Origin of the sequence: Pseudarthrobacter oxydans (assembly GCF_030812335.1) — a bacterium.
Taxonomy (GTDB): Bacteria; Actinomycetota; Actinomycetes; order Actinomycetales; family Micrococcaceae; genus Arthrobacter; species Arthrobacter oxydans_B.
Window position 1 is genome coordinate 139,334 of the sequence record NZ_JAUSSN010000002.1, and the last position, 19,624, is coordinate 158,957.

Annotated in this window: 17 protein-coding genes; 4 read left to right on the plus strand and 13 right to left on the minus strand. The window is 68.1% G+C overall.

All coding sequences use genetic code 11. From position 1 onward, the window contains the following. Nucleotide 1: 1 nt before the first annotated feature. The 3 genes from J2W14_RS03855 to J2W14_RS03865 are packed head-to-tail and all read right to left on the minus strand — an operon-like array spanning nt 2 to nt 3,067. The gene (locus J2W14_RS03855) at nt 2-1,534 is read right to left on the minus strand and encodes a tripartite tricarboxylate transporter permease (RefSeq protein ID WP_307458639.1); all 1,533 of its coding nucleotides are present in this window, start codon (nt 1,532-1,534) and stop codon (nt 2-4) included. Further along, the gene (locus tag J2W14_RS03860) at nt 1,527-2,048 is read right to left on the minus strand and encodes a tripartite tricarboxylate transporter TctB family protein (protein WP_307458641.1); all 522 of its coding nucleotides are present in this window, start codon (nt 2,046-2,048) and stop codon (nt 1,527-1,529) included. The genes J2W14_RS03855 and J2W14_RS03860 overlap by 8 nt, the downstream gene beginning before the upstream one ends. A gap of 2 nt (nt 2,049-2,050) precedes the next feature. Beyond that, nucleotides 2,051-3,067, minus strand: a complete 1,017-nt coding sequence (locus J2W14_RS03865; protein ID WP_307458644.1) for a Bug family tripartite tricarboxylate transporter substrate binding protein — start codon at nt 3,065-3,067, stop codon at nt 2,051-2,053. Between the two features lie 171 nt (nt 3,068-3,238). On the opposite strand from J2W14_RS03865, the gene J2W14_RS03870 reads away from it, so the two are divergent. Next, a complete protein-coding gene (locus J2W14_RS03870; RefSeq protein ID WP_307458648.1) occupies nt 3,239-4,819 on the plus strand; it encodes an ATP-binding protein in 1,581 nt (526 codons plus the stop codon). Beyond that, nucleotides 4,816-5,526, plus strand: a complete 711-nt coding sequence (locus J2W14_RS03875) for a response regulator (RefSeq protein ID WP_307458651.1) — start codon at nt 4,816-4,818, stop codon at nt 5,524-5,526. The genes J2W14_RS03870 and J2W14_RS03875 overlap by 4 nt, the downstream gene beginning before the upstream one ends. A 374-nt stretch (nt 5,527-5,900) precedes the next feature. Here the strand turns inward: J2W14_RS03875 and J2W14_RS03880 are convergent, their stop codons facing one another. Genes J2W14_RS03880 through J2W14_RS03910 form a run of 7 tightly spaced genes read right to left on the minus strand, consistent with a single transcriptional unit; the run spans nt 5,901 to nt 14,001 of the window. Continuing rightward, a complete protein-coding gene (locus tag J2W14_RS03880) occupies nt 5,901-6,734 on the minus strand; it encodes an HpcH/HpaI aldolase/citrate lyase family protein (RefSeq protein ID WP_307458653.1) in 834 nt (277 codons plus the stop codon). Beyond that, nucleotides 6,731-7,327: a MaoC family dehydratase gene (locus J2W14_RS03885; protein ID WP_307458656.1), complete on the minus strand. Its 597-nt coding sequence runs from the start codon at nt 7,325-7,327 to the stop codon at nt 6,731-6,733. The genes J2W14_RS03880 and J2W14_RS03885 overlap by 4 nt, the downstream gene beginning before the upstream one ends. Beyond that, a complete protein-coding gene (locus tag J2W14_RS03890; RefSeq protein ID WP_307458659.1) occupies nt 7,324-8,085 on the minus strand; it encodes a CoA transferase subunit B in 762 nt (253 codons plus the stop codon). Before J2W14_RS03890 ends, J2W14_RS03885 begins: the two co-directional genes overlap by 4 nt. A 3-nt stretch (nt 8,086-8,088) precedes the next feature. Next, on the minus strand, nt 8,089-8,916 hold the full coding sequence (locus J2W14_RS03895; RefSeq protein WP_307458661.1) for a CoA transferase subunit A: 828 nt from the start codon (nt 8,914-8,916) through the stop codon (nt 8,089-8,091). A gap of 39 nt (nt 8,917-8,955) precedes the next feature. Then, entirely contained in the window at nt 8,956-10,119 is a 1,164-nt protein-coding gene (locus J2W14_RS03900) for an acyl-CoA dehydrogenase family protein (protein WP_307458664.1), read from the minus strand. A 56-nt stretch (nt 10,120-10,175) separates the two neighbouring features. Then, nucleotides 10,176-12,386, minus strand: coding sequence for an acetyl/propionyl/methylcrotonyl-CoA carboxylase subunit alpha (locus J2W14_RS03905; protein WP_307458667.1), 2,211 nt, complete (start codon nt 12,384-12,386; stop codon nt 10,176-10,178). Between the two features lie 7 nt (nt 12,387-12,393). Next, complete coding sequence (locus J2W14_RS03910; RefSeq protein ID WP_307458670.1) at nt 12,394-14,001, minus strand: carboxyl transferase domain-containing protein; 1,608 nt, start codon at nt 13,999-14,001, stop codon at nt 12,394-12,396. 247 nt (nt 14,002-14,248) lie between these two features. On the opposite strand from J2W14_RS03910, the gene J2W14_RS03915 reads away from it, so the two are divergent. Further along, complete coding sequence (locus tag J2W14_RS03915; protein WP_370871194.1) at nt 14,249-14,911, plus strand: SACE_7040 family transcriptional regulator; 663 nt, start codon at nt 14,249-14,251, stop codon at nt 14,909-14,911. Nucleotides 14,912-15,238: 327 nt separating this feature from the next. Here J2W14_RS03915 and J2W14_RS03920 read toward each other — a convergent pair whose 3' ends face one another. From J2W14_RS03920 to pdhA, 3 genes are read right to left on the minus strand one after another with little or no spacing between them, the layout of a single operon-like run. Next, complete coding sequence (locus J2W14_RS03920) at nt 15,239-16,714, minus strand: dihydrolipoamide acetyltransferase family protein (RefSeq protein WP_307458673.1); 1,476 nt, start codon at nt 16,712-16,714, stop codon at nt 15,239-15,241. After that, complete coding sequence (locus tag J2W14_RS03925) at nt 16,711-17,721, minus strand: alpha-ketoacid dehydrogenase subunit beta (RefSeq protein WP_307458676.1); 1,011 nt, start codon at nt 17,719-17,721, stop codon at nt 16,711-16,713. Before J2W14_RS03925 ends, J2W14_RS03920 begins: the two co-directional genes overlap by 4 nt. Continuing rightward, entirely contained in the window at nt 17,721-18,899 is a 1,179-nt protein-coding gene (gene pdhA, locus J2W14_RS03930) for a pyruvate dehydrogenase (acetyl-transferring) E1 component subunit alpha (protein ID WP_307458678.1), read from the minus strand. Before pdhA ends, J2W14_RS03925 begins: the two co-directional genes overlap by 1 nt. A 195-nt stretch (nt 18,900-19,094) precedes the next feature. On the opposite strand from pdhA, the gene J2W14_RS03935 reads away from it, so the two are divergent. Then, nucleotides 19,095-19,568 (plus strand): Lrp/AsnC family transcriptional regulator, encoded by a 474-nt coding sequence (locus J2W14_RS03935; RefSeq protein ID WP_307458681.1) that lies wholly within the window; start codon nt 19,095-19,097, stop codon nt 19,566-19,568. Nucleotides 19,569-19,624 lie beyond the last annotated feature (56 nt).

Below are 19,624 nucleotides of genomic sequence, written 5' to 3' on the forward strand. Positions count from 1 at the left end.
CCTACACGGACAGCTCGTCCTTCACCGGCGCGGCCTCCAACGCGGCCTGACGGCGGCGAAGCCACCAAGAGCCCACGAAGATCAGGGCCATGGAGACGTACACGACCACCGCGAACGGCGAGGAGAACAGCGCCGTGGGGTCGTTCTGGGAGAGCTGCAGCGAGCGCCGCAACTGCACCTCGAACATCGGCCCGAGGATCATCGCGACCACCAGGGGCGCCACGGGGTAGCCGTAGCGGCGCATGAAGTAGCCCAGGATGCCCACCACCAGCAGGATCCCGACGTCGGCCGCGGCGAAGTTCACCGAGAAGGCGCCCAGTGCCGCGAAGACCAGGATGCCCGCGTAGAGGTAGGGCCGCGGAATCTGCAGGATCTTCACCCAGAGGCCGACCAGCGGCAGGTTCAGCACCAGCAACATCAGGTTCCCCACGTACAGGGAGGCGATCAGGGTCCACACCAGCGCGCCCTGGTTCTCGAAGAGCAGGGGCCCGGGCTGGATCTGGTAGCGCTGGAACGCGGTGAGCATCATGGCAGCGGTCGCCGTCGTCGGAATTCCGAGCGTCAGCAGCGGGACCAGGACGCCGGCGGCAGCGGCGTTGTTCGCCGCTTCCGGACCGGCCACGCCCTCGATGGCGCCCTTGCCGAACTGTGCTTTGTTCTGGCCCTTGGCCAGTTTCCGCTCCGCGGCGTAGGACAGGAAGGTGGACACGTCCGCGCCACCCGCCGGGACCGTGCCGATGGGGAAGCCGATGAAGGTGCCCCGCAGCCACGGCTTCCAGGACCGCTTCCAGTCCTCCTTGGACAGCCAGGCGTTCTTGCCCTTGCTGACCGGGATAACCTCGACCGGCCCGTGCCGCAGCTTCGAGGCCACATACAGGGCCTCCCCAAGGGCGAAGAGGCCCACGGCCACCAGGACCATGTCGACGCCGTCGACCAGGGTGGGGTTGTCGAAGGTGAAGCGCTGTTGTGCGGTGCTGTCGTCGATGCCGATCATCCCGATGAACAGCCCCAGGCCCAGTGACGCGAGGCCGCGCAGCACCGAGGCGCCCAGCAGGGCACCGACGGTGAGGAACGCGACGATCATGAGTGCCACGTAGTCCACGGGCCCCAGGCCGACGGCGAGTTCCGCAACGACCGGCGCCAGGAAGGTCAGCAGCACCGTGGCGATGGTGCCGGCGACGAACGAGCCGATCGCCGCCGTCGCCAGGGCCGCCGCGCCGCGGCCGGCCTTGGCCATTTTGTTGCCCTCCAGCGCCGTGACGATCGAGGATGACTCGCCCGGCGTGTTGAGCAGGATGGAGGTGGTCGAGCCGCCGTACATGCCGCCGTAATAGATGCCGGCGAACACGATCAGGGCGGCCGCGGGATCCAGCGCGTAGGTGATGGGCATCAGCAGCGCCACCGTCATCGCCGGACCGATGCCGGGAAGCACGCCGACGGCGGTGCCGACGAAGACGCCGCCCAGGGCGTACAGCAGGTAGACCGGCTGCAGCGCCGTCGAGAAGCCCTCGAGGAGCATCATGAAGCTATCCATTGAAGAACGGCACCCCCTCAAGCAGCGGGCCCGGCGGCAGGGAGACGCCCAGCAGCCCGCCGAAGACGTACTGCAGCACGAGCGCCAGCACCACGGAAATGATGACCGCCTTCCAGAGCGGCTTGGCCTCAAGGGTCCAGGCCGCACCGCTGAACAGCACGGCGGCGGCAACGGGCCAGCCGGCCGGTTCGATCAGGAAGATGTGGAGCACCACGAAGCCCGCGAGTTTCGCGAGGGCCAGCCAGTCGGTCTTGGCGTTAACGTCGAGGTCTTCGCTTTCCTCGGCCTGGCCCACCTTGCCGCGGAACACCTGGGCGACGATGCCGCTGCCAACGAGCACCAGCATGGTGCACACGATGTAGGGGAAGGCCCGCGGGCCGATGCCGGTCTCCGACGGCGGGATCGGAATGGACCCCGCCGTCAGGAGGCCCGCTGCGCCCACGCTCACGAACACCAGGGCGAAGAGGATCTCCCCCGTGGGCCGTTTGGCGGGCGTGCTGACTTGGGTGGACATTGTTACTTGACCAGGCCGATCTCAGTCAGCGTGGTCTTGACCTTGGTGATGTCCTCGGTCAGGAAGGTCTTGAACTCGTCGCCGGCAAGGAAGGCGTCGTCCCAGTTGTTCTTGGCCAGGGTGGCCTTCCAGGCCTCGGTGGCGTGCAGTTTGGTGACGACCTCGGTCAGCTTCGCCTTCTGCGCCTCGTCGATGGAACCCGGTGCCACAACGCCGCGCCAGTTGGTCAGGACGACGTCGATGCCCTGGTCCTTCAGCGGCTTGACGCCGGGCAGGGCCGGTGCCTCGGAGGTGCCGGAGACGGCGAGCGCCCGGACCTTGCCGGCCTTGACCTGCTCGGCGTACTCGCCCACGCCGGAGATGCCGGCCTGGACCTTGTTCCCGAGCAGGGCGGCGATCGATTCGCCGCCTCCGGAGTAGCCGATGTAGTTCAGCTTGTCGGATTCGACACCCTGGGACTTCAGGATCTGGCCGGCCAGGATGTGGTCCGCGCCGCCGGCCGAGCCGCCGGTGATCGCCACGCCCTTGCCGTTGGCCTTGATGTCATCCACGAGGTCCTGGACGGACTGGTACTTGGACGACGCCGGGACGACCAGGACCAGCGGCTCTTCGGTCAGGCGAGCGATGGGGGTGGTGTCCTCCAGCCGGGTCTTGGCGGCGTTGGTCTCCACAGCCCCCACCATGACGTAGCCCATCACCATGAGCGTGTTGACGTCCTTTTCGGTGGCGAGCTTGGCCAGGCCGTTGGTGCCGCCGCCGCCGCCGATGTTGCTGACCTGCGCGGAGGTGACAAGTTTGTTGGACTGCAGATCCTGCTGCATGGCCCGGCCCGTCTGGTCCCAGCCGCCGCCCGGGTTCGCCGGAACGATGATGCTCAGCTTCTTGATCGGCTCCGCGGCGGAGCTCTGGCCAGCTGTTGTGCCGGTGGCACCGCCGGCACAGGCCGACATGGCAAGGACGACGCCGGCCGCCCCTGCAGCGAGCGCAGCACGGCGGGTGAAGTTGGAGTGGGAAGTCATTGTTTCTCCTGTATGAATGTGACGCACGTCATCGGAATCACTTCCCAGAGACTAGGAGCCACACGGCCGGGGGGCCAGAATTTGGCCGTAGAGGTAGTAGTGGTCATATTGGTCACGGTTCCGGGCCCGGGATTGGCCGGTGCGCGGCGGCCAGGATGGGAAACTTGTGACATGGTTCACAGGATCCCCTTACGCTTCCAGCTGGTCGCGCTGCAGCTCGGCATCGTGCTGGCTGTCCTGACGGCGGTGGGGGCCGTGACCATCCGGATGCAGGAGCAGCAGCTTAGGGACGCGTACAAGGGCCGGCTGATCGGCGTCGCCGAAAGCGTGGCCCGGCTGCCCTCCGTGGTGAATGCCTTCGGGACAGCGGAGCCGGCCCAGACCATCCAGCCCATCGCCGAAGTCATCCGGCAGGCCTCAAATGTCACCTATGTGGTGGTGACGGACCGCAACGGTGTCCGCCAGTCCCACCCGAACCCGGCGGAAATCGGCCGGCCCGTGTCCACTGACCCGTCCGTGCCGCTGTCCGGGGAGATCTATGTCGGCACCCAGACTGGAACCCTGGGTAAGTCCTGGCGGGTCAAGGTTCCCATCTTTGACGGTGCCGGCACCGTGATCGGCTCGGCCTCGGTGGGCGTGCTGGAAAGCACCCTGGCTGAGGACCTGTATGAGGACCTGCCGCAACTGTTCGGCTGGCTCCTCGGGGCCGCGCTGCTGGGGTCGCTGGGGGCGATGTATATCTCCAAGCTCGTGTGGCGGCGGATCTACAAGCTGGAGCCGGAGGACATTGCGGCGCTGCTGGAGACCCGCGACGCGATGCTCCACGGCCTGGGCGAGGGGCTCGTCGCCGTCGACGCCGAGGGGAAGGTCGCGCTCGTCAACGACGAAGCCCGCCGGCTCCTGGGCGTGGGCGAGGAGATCACCGGGAAACCCGCCGGCGATTGCCTGGAACCCGGGATCCGCCGGATGCTCGCCGCCGGATCAGCCACTGAGGAGCTGGTGCTCTCCGGGGAACGGATCCTGCTGGGCAAGGTCAACGCCGCCACGGTGGACGGCCGGGAGGTGGGCAAGGTCCTCATCCTGCGGGACCGCACCGAGCTCCACTCGATCCTGCGCGACCGCGACGGCGCCCTGGACGTGACGCAGGCGCTGCGGGCCCAGGCCCACGAATTCGCCAACAAACTGCACGTGATCTCGGGTCTCCTGGAGCTCGGCGAGCAGGACAAGGCAGTGGAATACCTGGGCCGCAGCCACAGCGACGCCGCCTTCGTCAACCGCCCGCTGGCGGCAGGAATCACCGACCATGACGTCCGGGCGCTGCTGATTGCCAAGTCCACGGTGTGCGCCGAGCGCGGCATCGAGATCCTGGTGAGCCCGGATTCGGTCTGCACCCCGGACGGTACCGGCGACGTCATCACGGTCCTGGGGAACCTGATCGACAACGCGGTGGACGCCGCGGGCTACGACAGCACCGTCGCCGTCCGGCTGGATGAGACACCCGGCGGCGAACGCACCATCACGGTCGAGGACGACGGGCCCGGCGTCCCCGAGCCGGAACGCGCGGCTGTGTTCGAGGCCGGCGTCACCACCAAACTGGCGGAAGGCATCAACAGCCGGGGTTTCGGGCTGGCCCTGGTCCGGCGCGTGGCCCGGCGCCGGGGCGGCGCGGCGTCGGTCTCATCCTCCGCGCTGGGCGGCGCCTGTTTCACCGTAAACCTGAAAACAAAAGAGGCGGAACTACAAAAGCAATGAGCTCCATACGCACCCTCATCATCGACGATGACGTGGCAGTGGCCGGTATCCACCATGGTTTCCTGCTGGCCCGCGGCGGCTTCGACGTCGTCAGTCTGGCCCACACCGGGCAGCAGGGCCTCGACCTGGCGGCGGAGCTGCGGCCGGAGCTGGTCCTGCTGGACATCCACCTCCCGGACATGTCAGGCCTGGACGTCCTCCAGCAACTCCGCGGCCGCCAGCAGGCCCTGGACGTCCTGGTCATCACGGCCTCCCGGGAGCTGGACACCGTCCGCGGCGCCATGGCCGGCGGCGTGCTGCACTATCTGGTGAAGCCCTTCACGTCCCAGGCCCTGAACGAACGGCTCGACGAGTACCTGCTCCTGCGCCGCGAACTCGCCGCGGGCGGGGCCGCCGGGCCGCTGGACCAGGACAGCATCGACCGTCTCGTGGCGCCGTCGCGCCGGGCCACAGCCGCGGATCCCGCGGCGGAACAGGTGGCAAGACTGCCCAAGGGGCTCTCCCGGCCCACACTGGATGCTGTCATCGAGGCGCTCAAGTCCAGCCCGGAGGACGTCTCGGCGGCCGGGATGGCCCTTCAGCTCGGACTCTCGCGGGTCAGCGCACGGCGCTACCTCGAGTATCTGGTCATCCACGGCTTCGCCCGGCTCACGCCCCGCTACGGTGCTGCCGGGCGGCCGGAGAACCGGTACTTGTGGAAGCGCTGAGCATGTCCAGTCTTCAAGGGCGGCACGGACCATGCCCAGCTTTGATGGGTAGCGCGGAGCATCCGGTCCGTAGCCGCGGGTCACGGTGGACGCCAGGGCCGGATCGCGCACGATCAGTCACCCATCTGACGCAAATGGTCGCCACCGTGCACCCATCTGACGCAAGTGGCCGCTATAGGACCCGTCATAGCGGCCATTCGTGACGAATCGATGAGGTCCATACACGCGGAACCCCTCCGGCCGGTATTGGGCTGCACCCATCTGACGCAAATGGCTGCCACCGAGCACCCATCTGATGCAAATGGCCGCTATAGGACGCGCCATAGCGGCCATTCGTGACGAATCGATGAGGTTCGGGCCGGAACCTCGCGCGGCTAGTGCCCGGCCCGCCGCAGGGTGGATTCGGCGTGCTTGAGGATTGGCCCGTCGATCATCTTGCCCTGGTGCTGGAACACACCCGAGCCTGAGGCGGCTGCTGCTGCCAGCAGTTCGGTGGCTGCGGTGACCTCGGACTCGGACGGCGCGTAGGCCCCGCGCACCACGGCCACCTGGCTGGGGTGGATGCAGGCCTTGGACCCGAAGCCCGAGGCGACGGCGTCGCGGGCTTCGACGGCGAGCCCGGCAAGGTCGGGGATGTTAACGTACACCGAGTCGACGGCTTCCTTGCCGAAGGCCCGGGCGGCGAGCAGGACAGTGGAGCGGGCGTGCAGCGCAACCGCGCGGTAGGCGCCGTCGTCCGTCCGGCTCGAGGTGCCGCCGAGCGAGGCGATCAGGTCCTCGGCGCCCCACATCAGCCCGACCACGTTGGGTTCGGCGGCGATGGCGGCGGCGTTGACGACCCCCAGCGCCGTCTCGCAGAGCGCGATCACGCTGTAGCCCTCCAGCTCCCTGAGCTGCTCCGCGCTTTCGGCCTTCGCGAGCATGATGTGCCGGTACGGGGTGTGCTTGAGGCAGTGCAGGTCCTTCTCGAATTCCTCCGTGCCGGCCGGGTTGATCCGGATGATGGTGCTGCTGGGGTTCAGCTCGGGAACGTCCCCGGTGGCGCCGAGCTGGGCGAGGATGGCGCCGCGGGCACGCTGCTTGTCCGCCGGCGCGACGGCGTCCTCCAAATCCACGATCACGGCGTCGGCGCGCTCGGCGGCCTTCTGGTAGCGCTCGGGGCGGTCGGCAGGACAGAACAGCAGGGCAGGGCCCATCAGAAAGCTCATGTGTCTATTCTCCCCTTTGCGGCGGGTTCTTTCCCGGCTGTCTCTGCCTGTTGCAGGTTCTTTCCGGACGGGTGCGCCTGCTGCGCGGTGTGCGCGTCCCGGGTCCACATCAGGCAGCTGCGGGTGGCGAGGGCCACGACCTCGCCGTGCTGGTTCCGGCCGGTGTGTTTCATGGTCACAATCCCCTGGCCCGGGCGGGAGGAGGACAGCCGCTTCCCGGTCACGACAGTCTCCGTGTACAGGGTGTCGCCGTGGTACATCGGGTGCGGGAAGGACACGTCGGTGAGCCCCAGCTGGGCGATGATGGTGCCCTGGGTCAGCTGCGGAACGGACTGCCCCACCACCGTGGCCAGGGTGAACATGGAGTTCATCAGGCGCTGGCCGAACGGCTGCTCAGCGCTCCAGGCGGCATCGAGGTGCAGGGCCTGGGTGTTCATGGTCATGGTCGTGAAGATGACGTTGTCCGCCTCGGTCACGGTCCGGCCGGGCCGGTGCGCGTAGACCACGTCCTCCTCGAGCTCGTCGAAGTACAGCCCGCGCTGTTCAATGACACGGGGTCCGGTGGCGCGCTCCTGCAGCGGTTCGGTCGTCATACGGTCAGTTCCTGATCTTCCTCGAAGAGTTCGGCGCCGGTGGCCGCGGCCACGTCCTCGACGGTCACGTTGGGGGCGAGTTCACGCAGGACCAGCCGGGACGTGCTCCCCTCGGTCACGACGTCGATGACCGCCAGGTCGGTGATGATGCGGTCCACGCAGCCTTTGCCGGTCAGGGGCAGCGTGCACTGTCCCACAATCTTGGGCCTGCCGTTCCGGTCCACGTGCTCCATCATCACGATCACCTTCTTGGCGCCGAACACCAGATCCATGGCGCCGCCCATGCCTTTGACCATCTTGCCCGGGATCATCCAGTTGGCCAGGTCACCGTTCTGCGCCACCTCCATCGCGCCGAGCACGGCAACATCCACGTGCCCGCCGCGGATCATGCCAAAGGACGTGGCCGAGTCGAAGAAGGCGGCGCCCTTGTTGACCGTGACGGTTTCCTTGCCGGCGTTGATCAGGTCCGGATCCACCGCGTCCTCCGCCGGGTACGGCCCGACGCCGAGGATGCCGTTCTCGGAGTGCAGGACCACCTCGACGCCGGCGGGGATGTAGTTGGGAATCAGCGTGGGCATGCCGATGCCGAGGTTGACGTACTGCCCGTTGTGCAGTTCCCGCGCCACCCTGGCGGCCAGCTCGTTGCGCGTCCAGCCCTTGCTCTCCACCCCGGCAGGGTGTTCGACGGCGGGCGGCCGGTACTCGTGGCGGACCGCTTCGGGACGGGGCGGCGCCCCCTGCAGGCTGTTGGATTCCATGACCTAGGCTCCTGACTGGTTTGCTGCTGTAGCTGCGGTGCCGGCTGAATTATCGCCGGCGTTGCCGGGCGCGGACGGAGCAGCCAGGGCCACCGTCCGCTTCTCGATCCGCTTCTCGACGCCGGGCGCGAGCACCACGCGCTGGACGAAGATGCCGGGGATGTGGACGTGTTCGGGGTCCAGTTCTCCCGGCTCCACGAGTTCCTCGACCTCGGCGATGGTGATCTTCCCGGCCATGGCGCAGAGCGGGTTGAAGTTCATCGCGGTGGCGTGGAAGACGAGGTTGCCGTGGCGGTCGCCCTTCCAGGCGTGCACCAGGCCGAAGTCGGGGGTCAGCGACTCCTCGAGGACATAGTCGGCGCCGTGGAAGCCGCGCACCTCCTTCGCCGCGGAGGCGATCGCGACGTTGCCGTCGGCGTCGTACTTCTGCGGCAGGCCGCCGTCGGACACCTGGGTGCCGACGCCGGCCGGCGTGTAGAACGCGGGGATGCCGGCGCCGCCGGCGCGCAGCTTCTCGGCCAGCGTGCCCTGCGGGGTGAGGACCACTTCGAGCTCACCGGCGAGGTACTGCCGGGCGAACTCCTTGTTCTCCCCCACATACGAGCTGATGGTGCGGCGGATCCGGCCGTCCTTCAGCAGGATCCCGAGTCCCCAGTCGTCGACGCCGCAGTTGTTGCTCACGGTTTCCAGGTTCGTGGCACCGCTTTGGTGCAGGGCCTCGATCAGGGCCACCGGGATGCCACAGAGCCCGAACCCGCCGACGGCGAGCGAGGCGCCGTCGGGGATGTCCGCCACGGCCTCGGCGGCGCTGGCAACAACTTTGTTAATCATCGTTGATCCTTCTCTCGGCGGGTGCGGCCAGCGGGCCCGCTAGAGCCCCAGTTCGCGGGCGATCAGCATCAGCTGGACCTCCGTGGTGCCCTCGCCGACTTCAAGGATCTTGGAGTCGCGGTAGTGGCGTGCCACGGTGAACTCGTTGATGAAGCCATAGCCGCCGAACACCTGGGTGGCGTCCCGCGCGTTGTCCATGGCTGCCTCGCCTGCGACCATCTTAGCGATGGCCGCCTGCGTCTTGAACGGCTTCCCGGCGAGCATCCGCGCGGCGGCGTCGTAGTAGGCCAGGCGGGCGGTGTGGGCGCGTGCTTCCATCCGGGCGATCTTGAAGGCGATGGCCTGGTACTTGCCGATGTTCTGCCCGAATGCGCTGCGTTCCTTGGCGTATTTCACCGACTGGTCCACGCAGCCCTGGGCCGCGCCGACGGCCAGCGCGGCGATCGCAATCCGGCCCTCGTCGAGGATCGAGAGGAAGTTGGCGTAGCCGCGGCCCTCGGTGCCGAGCAGGTTCTCCTCGGGGACGTGGACGTTGTTGAGCGTCAGCGGGTGGGTGTCCGAGGCGTTCCAGCCGACCTTGTTGTAGGCCTTCTCGGCCTTGAAGCCCGGAGTGTCGGTGGGCACCAGGATGGTGGAGATTTCCTTCTTGATGCTGCCGTCCGGGCGCTCCTGCTGGCCGGTCACCGCGGTGACGGTGACGAGCCGGGTGATGTCGGTGCCGGAGTTGGTGATGAATTCCTTGTTGCCGTTGATGACCCACTCCCCGCCGCCGCGCTTGGCGGTGGTCTTGGTGCCGCCGGCGTCCGAGCCGGCTTCCGGCTCGGTCAGGCCGAAGCCGGCGAGCGCCTTGCCGGACGCCAGCAGCGGCAGCCACTCCTCCTTCTGGGCGGCGTTGCCGAAGCGGTGGATCGGCATGGCGCCGAGGGAGACGCCGGCCTCCAGGGTGATGGCGACGGACTGGTCCACGCGGCCGAGCTGTTCCAGGGCGAGGGCCAGTGCGAAGTAGTCGCCGCCCATGCCGCCGAACTCCTCCGGGAACGGCAGGCCGAACAGGCCCATGTCCGCCATCTGGGAGACGATCTCGTAGGGGAAGCTGTGCTCCTCGTCGTGCTTGGCGGAGACCGGGGCCACGACCTGGTCGGCGAATTCGCGGACGGTGTCACTGAGGTCCTGGTAATCCTCGCTGAGTTCAAAATCCGGCATGGTGACTCCTTCGTCTGTGGTGCTTGTAGGTGAAATGGTGCTGAAGCTGCTGGGTACTACTCCGCCGCGCCCATGGCGATGACGGCTTCCTCGATGGTGTCCTCGGCCTTGGAGGGCTCGGCCGGGTGGACGGGGTGGATGGTGGCGAGGACCTGGTCTGCCTTCACGAGGTCTCCGGAGGCGATGCTGATGTGCACGGTTCCGTCCAGGGGCGCCACGAGCTGGTGTTCCATCTTCATGGCCTCCACGGACAGCAGCACCTGGCCGGCCGCCACAATGTCGCCGTTGCTGACGGACACCGACACCACGGTGCCCGGCATCGGCGAGCGCACGGCCGGGTCGGCGGCGCCCTCCTCGCGTTCAATCGCCGCGAGGACCCGGGCCAGCCGGGTCTCACGGGTGAGCAGCTCAAGCCGGCAGGACCAGCCTTCGTTGCCGACGTAAACGAACTGCGGCAGGCCGGCCGGGGGGAAATCCTGCCAGGCGGGAGCCTGCGCGAACCGGAGTTTCTCGCCGTCGAGTTCCAGGTAGACGTCGTCACTGGACAGCCCCAGGACCTTCAACTGGTGCACCGGGCCGTTGTCGACCCGCACGGTGCCGTGACCGAGGTCAAGATTGCTCAGCCAGGTGACGGCCACCGTGGCCAGTCCCCCGCCGGGAACACCGAAACTCATGGTCCAGGCCGCCGGTGCGCCCAGGCGCCAGCCGGTGGTGGTGTCCCAGGGGGAACCGACCTTCGCCGTCCCACCGGCCAGGACCCAGAACGGCAGGGCCGCGGCGATGAGCTCGGCGTCGCCGATACGGCGGAAGGAAAAGTCCGGCATCTTCCGCTCGATCAGGCCGGTGTCGAGCCGGCCGGCGCGGACGTCGGCGTCGTTGATCAGCAGGCGCAGGTATTCGACGTTGGTGTCGATCCCCAGCACCGTGTAGCGGGCGAGGGCCGTGTCGAGCTTGTCCAGGGCGGCCGTGCGGTCCTGGCCCCAGGCGATGACCTTGGCGACCATGGGATCGTAGTCGCTGGAGATTTCCAGGCCCTTCAGGAGCGAGGAATCGATCCGGATGTCCGGGTCGGCGGAGGCGGGGGTGAAGGCGTCCAGATCGTCCATCGCGGTGAAGATTTCGCCCCGCTCGTCCAGCAGCAGCACCTCTCCACCCGAGGGCATGAAATTCTTCTCCGGGACCTCCGCGTAGACGCGCGCCTCCACCGAGTGTCCGGTGAGCACGACGTCGTCCTGGCGGACGGTGAGTTCCTCGCCGGCGGCGATCCGCACCTGCCATTCGACGAGGTCGACGCCGGTGACCATTTCGGTGACCGGGTGTTCGACCTGCAGTCGGGTGTTCATCTCCATGAAGAAGAACTCGTCCGGGGCGTTGTCGGAGACGAGGAATTCCACGGTGCCGGCACCGCTGTAGTTGACGCTGCGGGCGGCGTTGCAGGCGGCCTCGCCCAGACGCGCCCGGATTGCCGCGCCGTCGGGCAGGGATTCCAGGAGCGGGGACGGGGCTTCCTCGATGACCTTCTGGTGTCGGCGCTGCAGCGAGCATTCGCGTTCGCCGAGGTGGATGACGTTGCCGTGGTTGTCCGCGAGGACCTGGACCTCGATGTGCCGCGGGGTCAGGACGAGGCGTTCCAGGAAGAGGGTGTCGTCGCCGAAGGCGCTGGCCGCGACGCGGCGGGCGGTCACCAGGGTGTCTGCCAGGTCTTCGGGGCGTTCGACGATGTGCATGCCTTTGCCGCCGCCGCCGGCGGAGGGTTTGATCAGCAGCGGGAACCCGACGCCGGCCGCGGCCTCGAGGAGCTGCGCGTCCGTCATGCCGGGTTCGGCGATGCCCGGGACCACGGGGACGCCGTAGCCGGTGACGTGGTTCTTGGAGCGGATCTTGTCGCCCATGACGTTGAGGGATTCGACGCCGGGGCCGATGAACGTGATCTCGGCTTTTTCCAGCGCGCGGGCGAAGTCGACGTTCTCGCTCAGGAACCCGTAGCCGGGGTGCACGGCGTCGGCGCCGGTGTCGCGGCAGGCCTGGATGATGGCCTCGATCTTGAGGTAGCTCTCCGCGGCGGCGGCGGGGCCGATCCGCACGGCGAGGTCGGCCTCGCGCACGTGCCGGGCGTCGGCGTCGGCGTCGGAATAGACGGCGACCGAGCGGATGCCCAGCGCACGCAGGGTGCGGATGACGCGGCAGGCGATCTCGCCGCGGTTGGCGACCAGCACGGTGCCGAACAGGGGGTTCTGTGAGGTGGCAGTCGACGAAGAAGTAGTCATGGGTGGCTCACATCCGGAATAGGCCGAAGGAGGTCTCCGGCAGCGGGGTGCGGGAGACGACGTCGAGCGCCAGTCCCAGGACGGTGCGGGTGTCCGCGGGGTCGATCACGCCGTCATCCCAGAGGCGGGCGGTGGAATAGTAGGGGCTGCCCTGGTCCTCGTACTGCTGCTTGATCGGGGCCTTGAACGCTTCCTCGTCCGCGGCGGACCATTCCTCGCCGCGGGCCTCGTACTGGTCCCGCTTCACCGTGGCCAGCACGCCGGACGCCTGGTTGCCGCCCATCACCGAGATCCGGCTGGCCGGCCACATCCACAGGAACCGCGGCGAGTAGGCCCGCCCGCACATGGAGTAGTTGCCGGCGCCGAAGGACCCGCCGATCACCACGGTCAGTTTGGGCACCCGGGCGGTGGCGACGGCGGTGACCATCTTGGCGCCGTTCTTGGCGATGCCGCCCTGCTCGTAGTCCTTGCCGACCATAAAGCCGGAGAGGTTCTGCAGGAAGAGCAGCGGGATGCCGCGCTGGTCGCAGAGCTCGATGAAGTGGGCCCCCTTGAGCGAGGATTCGCTGAACAGCACCCCATTGTTCGCGACGATGCCCACAGGGTGGCCGTGGAGTTTCGCGAATCCGGTGACCAGGGTGGTGCCGTAGTTCTTCTTGAATTCGTGGAAGCGACTGCCGTCCACCAGCCGGGCGATGACCTCGCGGACGTCGTACTGGGCGTTGACGTCGGTGGGGACGGCGCCGTACAGCTCCTCCGGATCCGCCAGGGGTTCGACGACGGTGTCGATCTCCCAGGCGGGGGCGGCCGGCCGCGGCAGGGTCGAGACGATGTCGCGGACGATCTGGAGGGCATGCTCATCGTTCTCGGCGAGGTGGTCGGTGACCCCGGAGATCTTGGCGTGCACGTCGCCGCCGCCGAGCTCCTCGGCCGTGACGATCTCGCCGATCGCGGCCTTCACGAGCGGCGGACCGCCCAGGAAGATGGTGCCCTGGTTGCGGACGATCACGGTCTCGTCGCTCATCGCGGGGACGTAGGCTCCGCCGGCGGTGCACGAGCCCATCACGGAGGCGATCTGCGGGATCCGGGCCGCGGACATCTTGGCCTGGTTGAAGAAGATCCGGCCGAAGTGCTCCTTGTCCGGGAAGACTTCGTCCTGTTTCGGCAGGAACGCCCCACCCGAGTCGACGAGGTAGATACAGGGCAGCCGGTTCTCCAGCGCGATTTCCTGCGCCCGGAGGTGCTTCTTCACCGTCAGCGGGTAGTAGGTGCCGCCCTTGACCGTGGCGTCGTTGGAGATGACCAGGACCTGGCGGCCGTGGACCAGGCCGATCCCGGCAATGACACCGGCGCCGGGCGAGTCGTCGTTGTACATGCCGTTGGCAGCGAGCGGGGCGATTTCGAGGAACGGGCTGCCGTCATCCAGCAGCCGGTCGATGCGTTCGCGGGGCAGGAGCTTGCCGCGGGCCACATGGCGTTCCCGGGACTTCTCCGGCCCGCCCAGGGCGGCCGTGGCGAGGCGTTCCTTCAGCTCGCGGGCCAGCCCGAGCTGGGCCTCGCGGTTCGCGGCGAAGGCGGCGCTCGTGGCGTCCACCTGGCTGGCGATTGTCTCCATTGACTGCTTCCGTTCCTGGCCTTCATGCTGGGGGCCTGCAATGCGCCCGCTCCAGCCATTTCGGTTAGTACCGCATAACTGAGATTTAGGTTAGTCTCTATTAACTGTGATGTCCACCACGGCGCCACGGAACGGCTGGATTTTTGAGATGAGGGATGTGCCGGTGACCGAGACCAGCGAGACGAACACCACCGGCACGCAGCCTCCGGCGCCGCTGCTGGCTCCTGCGACGCTGGCCTCCGCGACCGTGCCCTCCGCGGCACTGCCTTCTCAGGCCGCGCCTTCTCCGGGCGCGCCGCCAACGACGCTGCGCAGCCAGGCCAAGGAGAACCGCCGCCAGGCGCTGCTGTCCTCGGCGGCCGCGCTCTTCGCCGTCGACGGGTTCAACCGTGTCTCGCTCGAGGACCTTGGCGCGGCGGCCGGTGTCAGCGGGCCTGCGGTGTACCGGCATTTCGCCGGCAAGCAGGCCGTCCTGGGGGCGCTGCTGCTGAGCGTCAGCCAGGAGCTGCTCGACGGCGGCCGGCGTGTGATCGCCGATTCCGACGGCGCCGCCGTGGCACTGCACCGGCTGGTGGAGTTCCATGTGGACTTCGCGCTCAGCAACCCCGACGTCATCCGCGTGCAGGACCAGGACTTCAGCAACCTCGCCGACGAGGACCAGGCCGAGGTCCGCACGCTGCAGCGAAACTACGTGGAGCTCTGGGTCGAGGTCCTCGCCGGGCTGCACCCGGGAACCGAGGATACCGAGCTCCGGATGCGCGCCCACGCCACCTTCGGCCTGATCAACTCCACCCCGCACTCGGTGCGCAGCCACGGGCGGCGGATTGCGGTCAAGCGGGCCCGGCCGCTGCTGCAGAGCATGGCGCTGGCGGCCCTGATGGCCCCGGCCGTCCCCGAACCGCTCGGCTGACGGCTTCCCACCCTCGCCCTCGCCCGGCTCCTCCCGCGGCATCCACTGAGCACCCCCCCGGGCCGGCCGTACCCTGAGCACCCGCCAGGGGCAGCGCTCCGGGGGCACTTTGGCGCGCAATCGCCGGCAGCCGGGCCGCCGACGTCGAACGTCTCACCCAAAGTGCCCCCGGACGGCAGACCCGCGCAGAACAAACCCCGAGAGGGACCCCGCGCAGGGCCACCAGCGGAGAAGAAACTCCCTGAGGACCACCAGCCGCAAGACAAAGCTGCCGGCTGCTCCCCCAATAGAGGGTGCAGCCGGCAGCCGTGAGTGAGCCCGGGGTCGCTAGACCATGGCGAGGGCCATGCCCGGATCGGACAGCATGGCGCCGAGATCCTGCAGGAACCGCGAGCCCTGCTCGCCGTCGACCAGGCGGTGGTCGAAGGACAGGCTGAGCGTCATGACCTGGCGCAGCGCCACCTCATCCTGGTACTCCCAGGGCATCTTCCGCACGGCACCGAGGGCCAGAATGGCGGCCTCGCCCGGGTTGAGGATGGGCGTGCCGGCGTCGATGCCGAAGACACCGATGTTGGTGATGGAGATGGTGCCACCGGACAGATCGGCCGGAGCGGTTTTGCCCGCACGCGCCGTGTCCGTCAGTTCGGTCAGCGCCGTGGAGAGCTCCAGCAGGGACTTCCGGTCGGCGTCCTTGATGTTCGGTACGGTCAGGCCGCGCGGGGTGGCGGCGGCGATGCCCAGGTTGACGTAGTTGTACTGGACGATCTCCTGCCGGGCTTCATCCCAGCGGGTGTTGAGCGTGGGGTGGTTCTTCAGTGCGATGAGCACCGCCTTGGACACCAGCGTCAGCGGCGTGAGCTTGTAGCCGGCAAACGCGCGGCTGGCCTTGAGCTTTGCCAGCAGCTCCATGGTCGGTGTCACGTCAACGGTCAGGAACTCGGTGACGTGAGGAGCGGTGAACGCGCTGGAGACCATTGCGGCGGCGGTGAACTTGCGCACGCCCTTGATCGGCGTCCGGGTTTCCCGCTCGGCCTGCGCCGCGGCGGGAGCCTGTGCAGGCACGCCGGCCAGGTCCCGGGGTGCGACCGGGAGGTCTCCCCCGCCGACGAAGTTGCGGACGTCGTCCCGGGTGATGAGTCCGAACTCTCCGGTGCCGGTGACCAAGGCGAGGTCGACGCCGAGATCTTTGGCGAGCTTGCGCACTGGCGGCGTGGACCGCGGGCGTTCCGCGGATTCGGACCCAGTCAGGGTCTCAACATGCCCGGCCTCCGGAACCGAGGGAGCGGCGACGGGTCGGGCCACCGGGGCCGCTTCGACGCGCTCAGCCACGGGTGCCGGTGCAGGCGGGGCCGCCGTCACAGCCGTTGCTGCCGGCGCTGTCGCGGCCGCTGGGGCCGCGAAGCTGCGGGCGCGGCGGGCCGGGCGGCCTGAGGTCTCGAGGACGGCGCCGTAGCCGACGAGGTTCGGCTCGCGTTTGGCGGGCGCGTCCACGCCCCCACTTCCGGCGATTCCCGAGCCGCCGTCGGAGCCGCCGTCAGGACCGCCGTCGTCGCCCTCCACCTCGAAGGAAACGATCGGCTTGCCGACCTCCACGACGGTGCCGGGCTGTTCGTGCAGGGCCGCGACCACACCGGCGAACGGTGAGGGGAGTTCGACGACGGCCTTGGCTGTTTCGACTTCGGCGATGATCTGGTTGAGCGTGACGGTGTCCCCCACCGCGACCTTCCAGGCGACAATTTCCGATTCGGTCAGCCCTTCACCAAGGTCCGGCAGCCTGAATTCCTTGATCATGGTGGCGCTCATCCTTCCAGCCCGCTCAGGGAGTTGGGGCGGCCCAGGGCGCGGTCGACGCCGTCCAGGATGCGGTCCAGGCCCGGGAGGTGGTGCATTTCAAGCTTTGAGTACGGGTACGGAACGTCGAAGCCGGTGACCCTGACCGGGGCGGCCTCGAGGTGGTAGAAACAGCGTTCGGTGATGCTGGCGGCCACCTCGGCGCCGATGCCGCCGGTCTGGGAGGCTTCATGCGTGATGACCAGCCGGCCGGTCTTCCGGACCGAGTCCTCCAGGGTGGCGAAGTCCAGCGGGGCGAGCGAGCGCAGGTCGATGACCTCGATCGACACGCCCTCGTCGGCGGCGGCGAGCGCGGCGTCCTTGGCCGTCTTGACGAGCGGGCCGTAGGCCACGAGCGTCACGTCGGTGCCTTCGGTGACGACGCGGGCCTTCTCCATGGACAGGGCGGCGCTGAGGTCCAGGGTCTCGTCCACCTCACCCTTGTCGTGGTAGCGGCGCTTGGGTTCGAAATAGAGCACCGGATCATCGGAGGCGATGGCCTGCTGGATCATGGTGAAGGCATCCTGCGGGTTGGAGACGCTGACCACGCGCAGGCCTGAAGTGTGGGTGAAGTAGGCCTCCGGTGACTCGGAGTGGTGTTCGGGGGATCCGATGCCGCCGCCGAAGGGCACGCGGATGGTGATGGGCATCTTGACCGCGCCTTGGGTGCGGTAGTGCATCTTGGCGACCTGGCTGACGATCTGGTCGAACGCCGGGTAGATGAAACCGTCGAACTGGATCTCCACGACCGGGCGGTACCCGCGGTAGGCCAGGCCGACGGCGGTGCCCATAATGCCTGATTCGGCCAGCGGGGTGTCCACAACGCGGTGCTTGCCGAAGTCCTTCTGCAGGCCGTCCGTAACGCGGAAGACACCGCCGAGGGCGCCGATGTCCTCGCCCATGAGGATCACCTTGGGATCGTTTTCGAGGGACTTGCGCAGGCCCGAATTGATGGCTCGGGCAAAGGTCATCTTCGTCATCAGCGTGCACCTTCTTCAGAAGCGGCTTCCGCGGGATCGCCGAAGGAAGCCAGGTAACGGGAATAGTGGTCCTGCTGGCGGTCCAGCGGGGAATGCGGCGTGCTGTAGACGTGCTTGAAGATGTCCATCGGCTGCGGCTCGGGCATGTTGATGGTGCCGGCCCGCAGTGCCTTGGCGACGGCGTCCGCTTTGGCGGCGACGGCGGTTTCGAGCTCCTCGGTGAGCAGTCCCTTGCGGTCCAGCAGCGACTTCAGCCGGGAGATCGGGTCCTTCGCGGCCCAGTCCTCGAGTTCGTTCGCGTCGCGGTAGCGGGTGGGGTCATCCGCCGTGGTGTGCGGGCCCATCCGGTAGGTGACGGACTCGATGAAGGTGGGGCCGCCGCCGTGGCGTGCGCGGTCGATGGCGATCCGGGTGGCCGCCATCACGGCCAGGACGTCGTTGCCGTCCACCCGCATGCTGGGGATGCCGAAGCCTGCCGCGCGGTCCGCGATCTGGATGTGCGACTGCAGCCGGACGGGCTCGGAGATGGCCCAGTGGTTGTTCTGGCAGAAGAAGACCACCGGGGACTGGAAGCTGGCGGCGAACACCAGGGCCTCGTTGACGTCGCCCTCGCTCGTGGCGCCGTCGCCGAAGTAGGCCACGGCGACCGAGTCGGCGCCGTCGTTCTGGATTCCCATGGCATAGCCGGTGGCGTGCAGCGTCTGGGCGCCGATGATGATCTGCTGGGTTGCGATGTTGACCGTGTAGGGGTCCCAGCCGGCCAGGGCGTTGCCCCGCCAGGCTTTGACGATGTCCTCGGGGTTCACCCCGCGGCAGTAGGCCACACCGTTGTCGCGGTAGCTGGGGAAGACGAAGTCGTCGTCACGCAGGGCCCGGGCCGAACCGATCTGCGAGGCCTCCTGGCCCAGCAGGGGCGGCCAAAGGGCCAGTTCACCCTGGCGCTGCAGGGCGGTCGCCTCGGCATCGATCCGGCGGATGACCACCATGTCTTCGTAAAGCGCGCCAAGCTGTTCGTCGCTGACGTCCTGGACCCAGGGATCGAACTCGGGATGGCTTACGCGTTCACCCCCGGGGGTGATGAGCTGGACGAGATCTCCGCCCGTCCGCCTGTTTGATCCTGCACTGTTCCCGGGGCCCCCGGCGGAAATGCCGCCCTTGCCCGCGTCGTCGGTAAACACAGTAGTACGCACCTTCTGACGTCGTCTGACCAGTGCCCGCGGGACTCGTGATCCCGGTGCGCGCCGGCCGCCCGGGCGCCGTTGCCCCGGATATCTGTGACCCTACTCACAATGCCCATTGGGTACAACCACCTGCGGATAAATTGAGCATTCTGCACTGTCTGGCGCCTTGGCACCGTGCTAATCTTGCGCATTATGCAACCCTTGGATGGCACCGACACCCGCCTGCTTTCGGCGATGGCCGGGGACCCCCGCCGGACCGTGGTGGCACTGGCCCAGAAGCTGGGCCTGTCACGGAATACCGTGCAGGCCCGGATGGCCCAGCTGGAGAAAAAACACGTCTTCCTGTCCTTTGAGCGGCGCATCAATCCGGCCTCGCTGGGCTACCCGCTGATGGCCTTCATCTCGGTGCACGTCCAGCAGCAGAAGCTTGGCACGCTGGCGGGGGAACTGGCCGACATTCCGGAGATCCTGGAGGGCTACGGGCTGACCGGATCGGCGGACCTGCTGCTTCGGGTGGTGGCGCTCGACGCCGAGGATCTGTTCCGGATCAACGGCAAGATTCTGGCCTGCGACGGCGTGGACCGGACGGACACCGCCCTGGCGATGAGTGAGATGATCCCGTTCCGGATCCAGCCGCTGCTGGAACGCGGTTCCGCCGAGGGGTAGGGGTCCCCCGCCGCAGTTCAGCCGCGGGTCGCGGCGCGCGAAGCCCGCGACGCCAG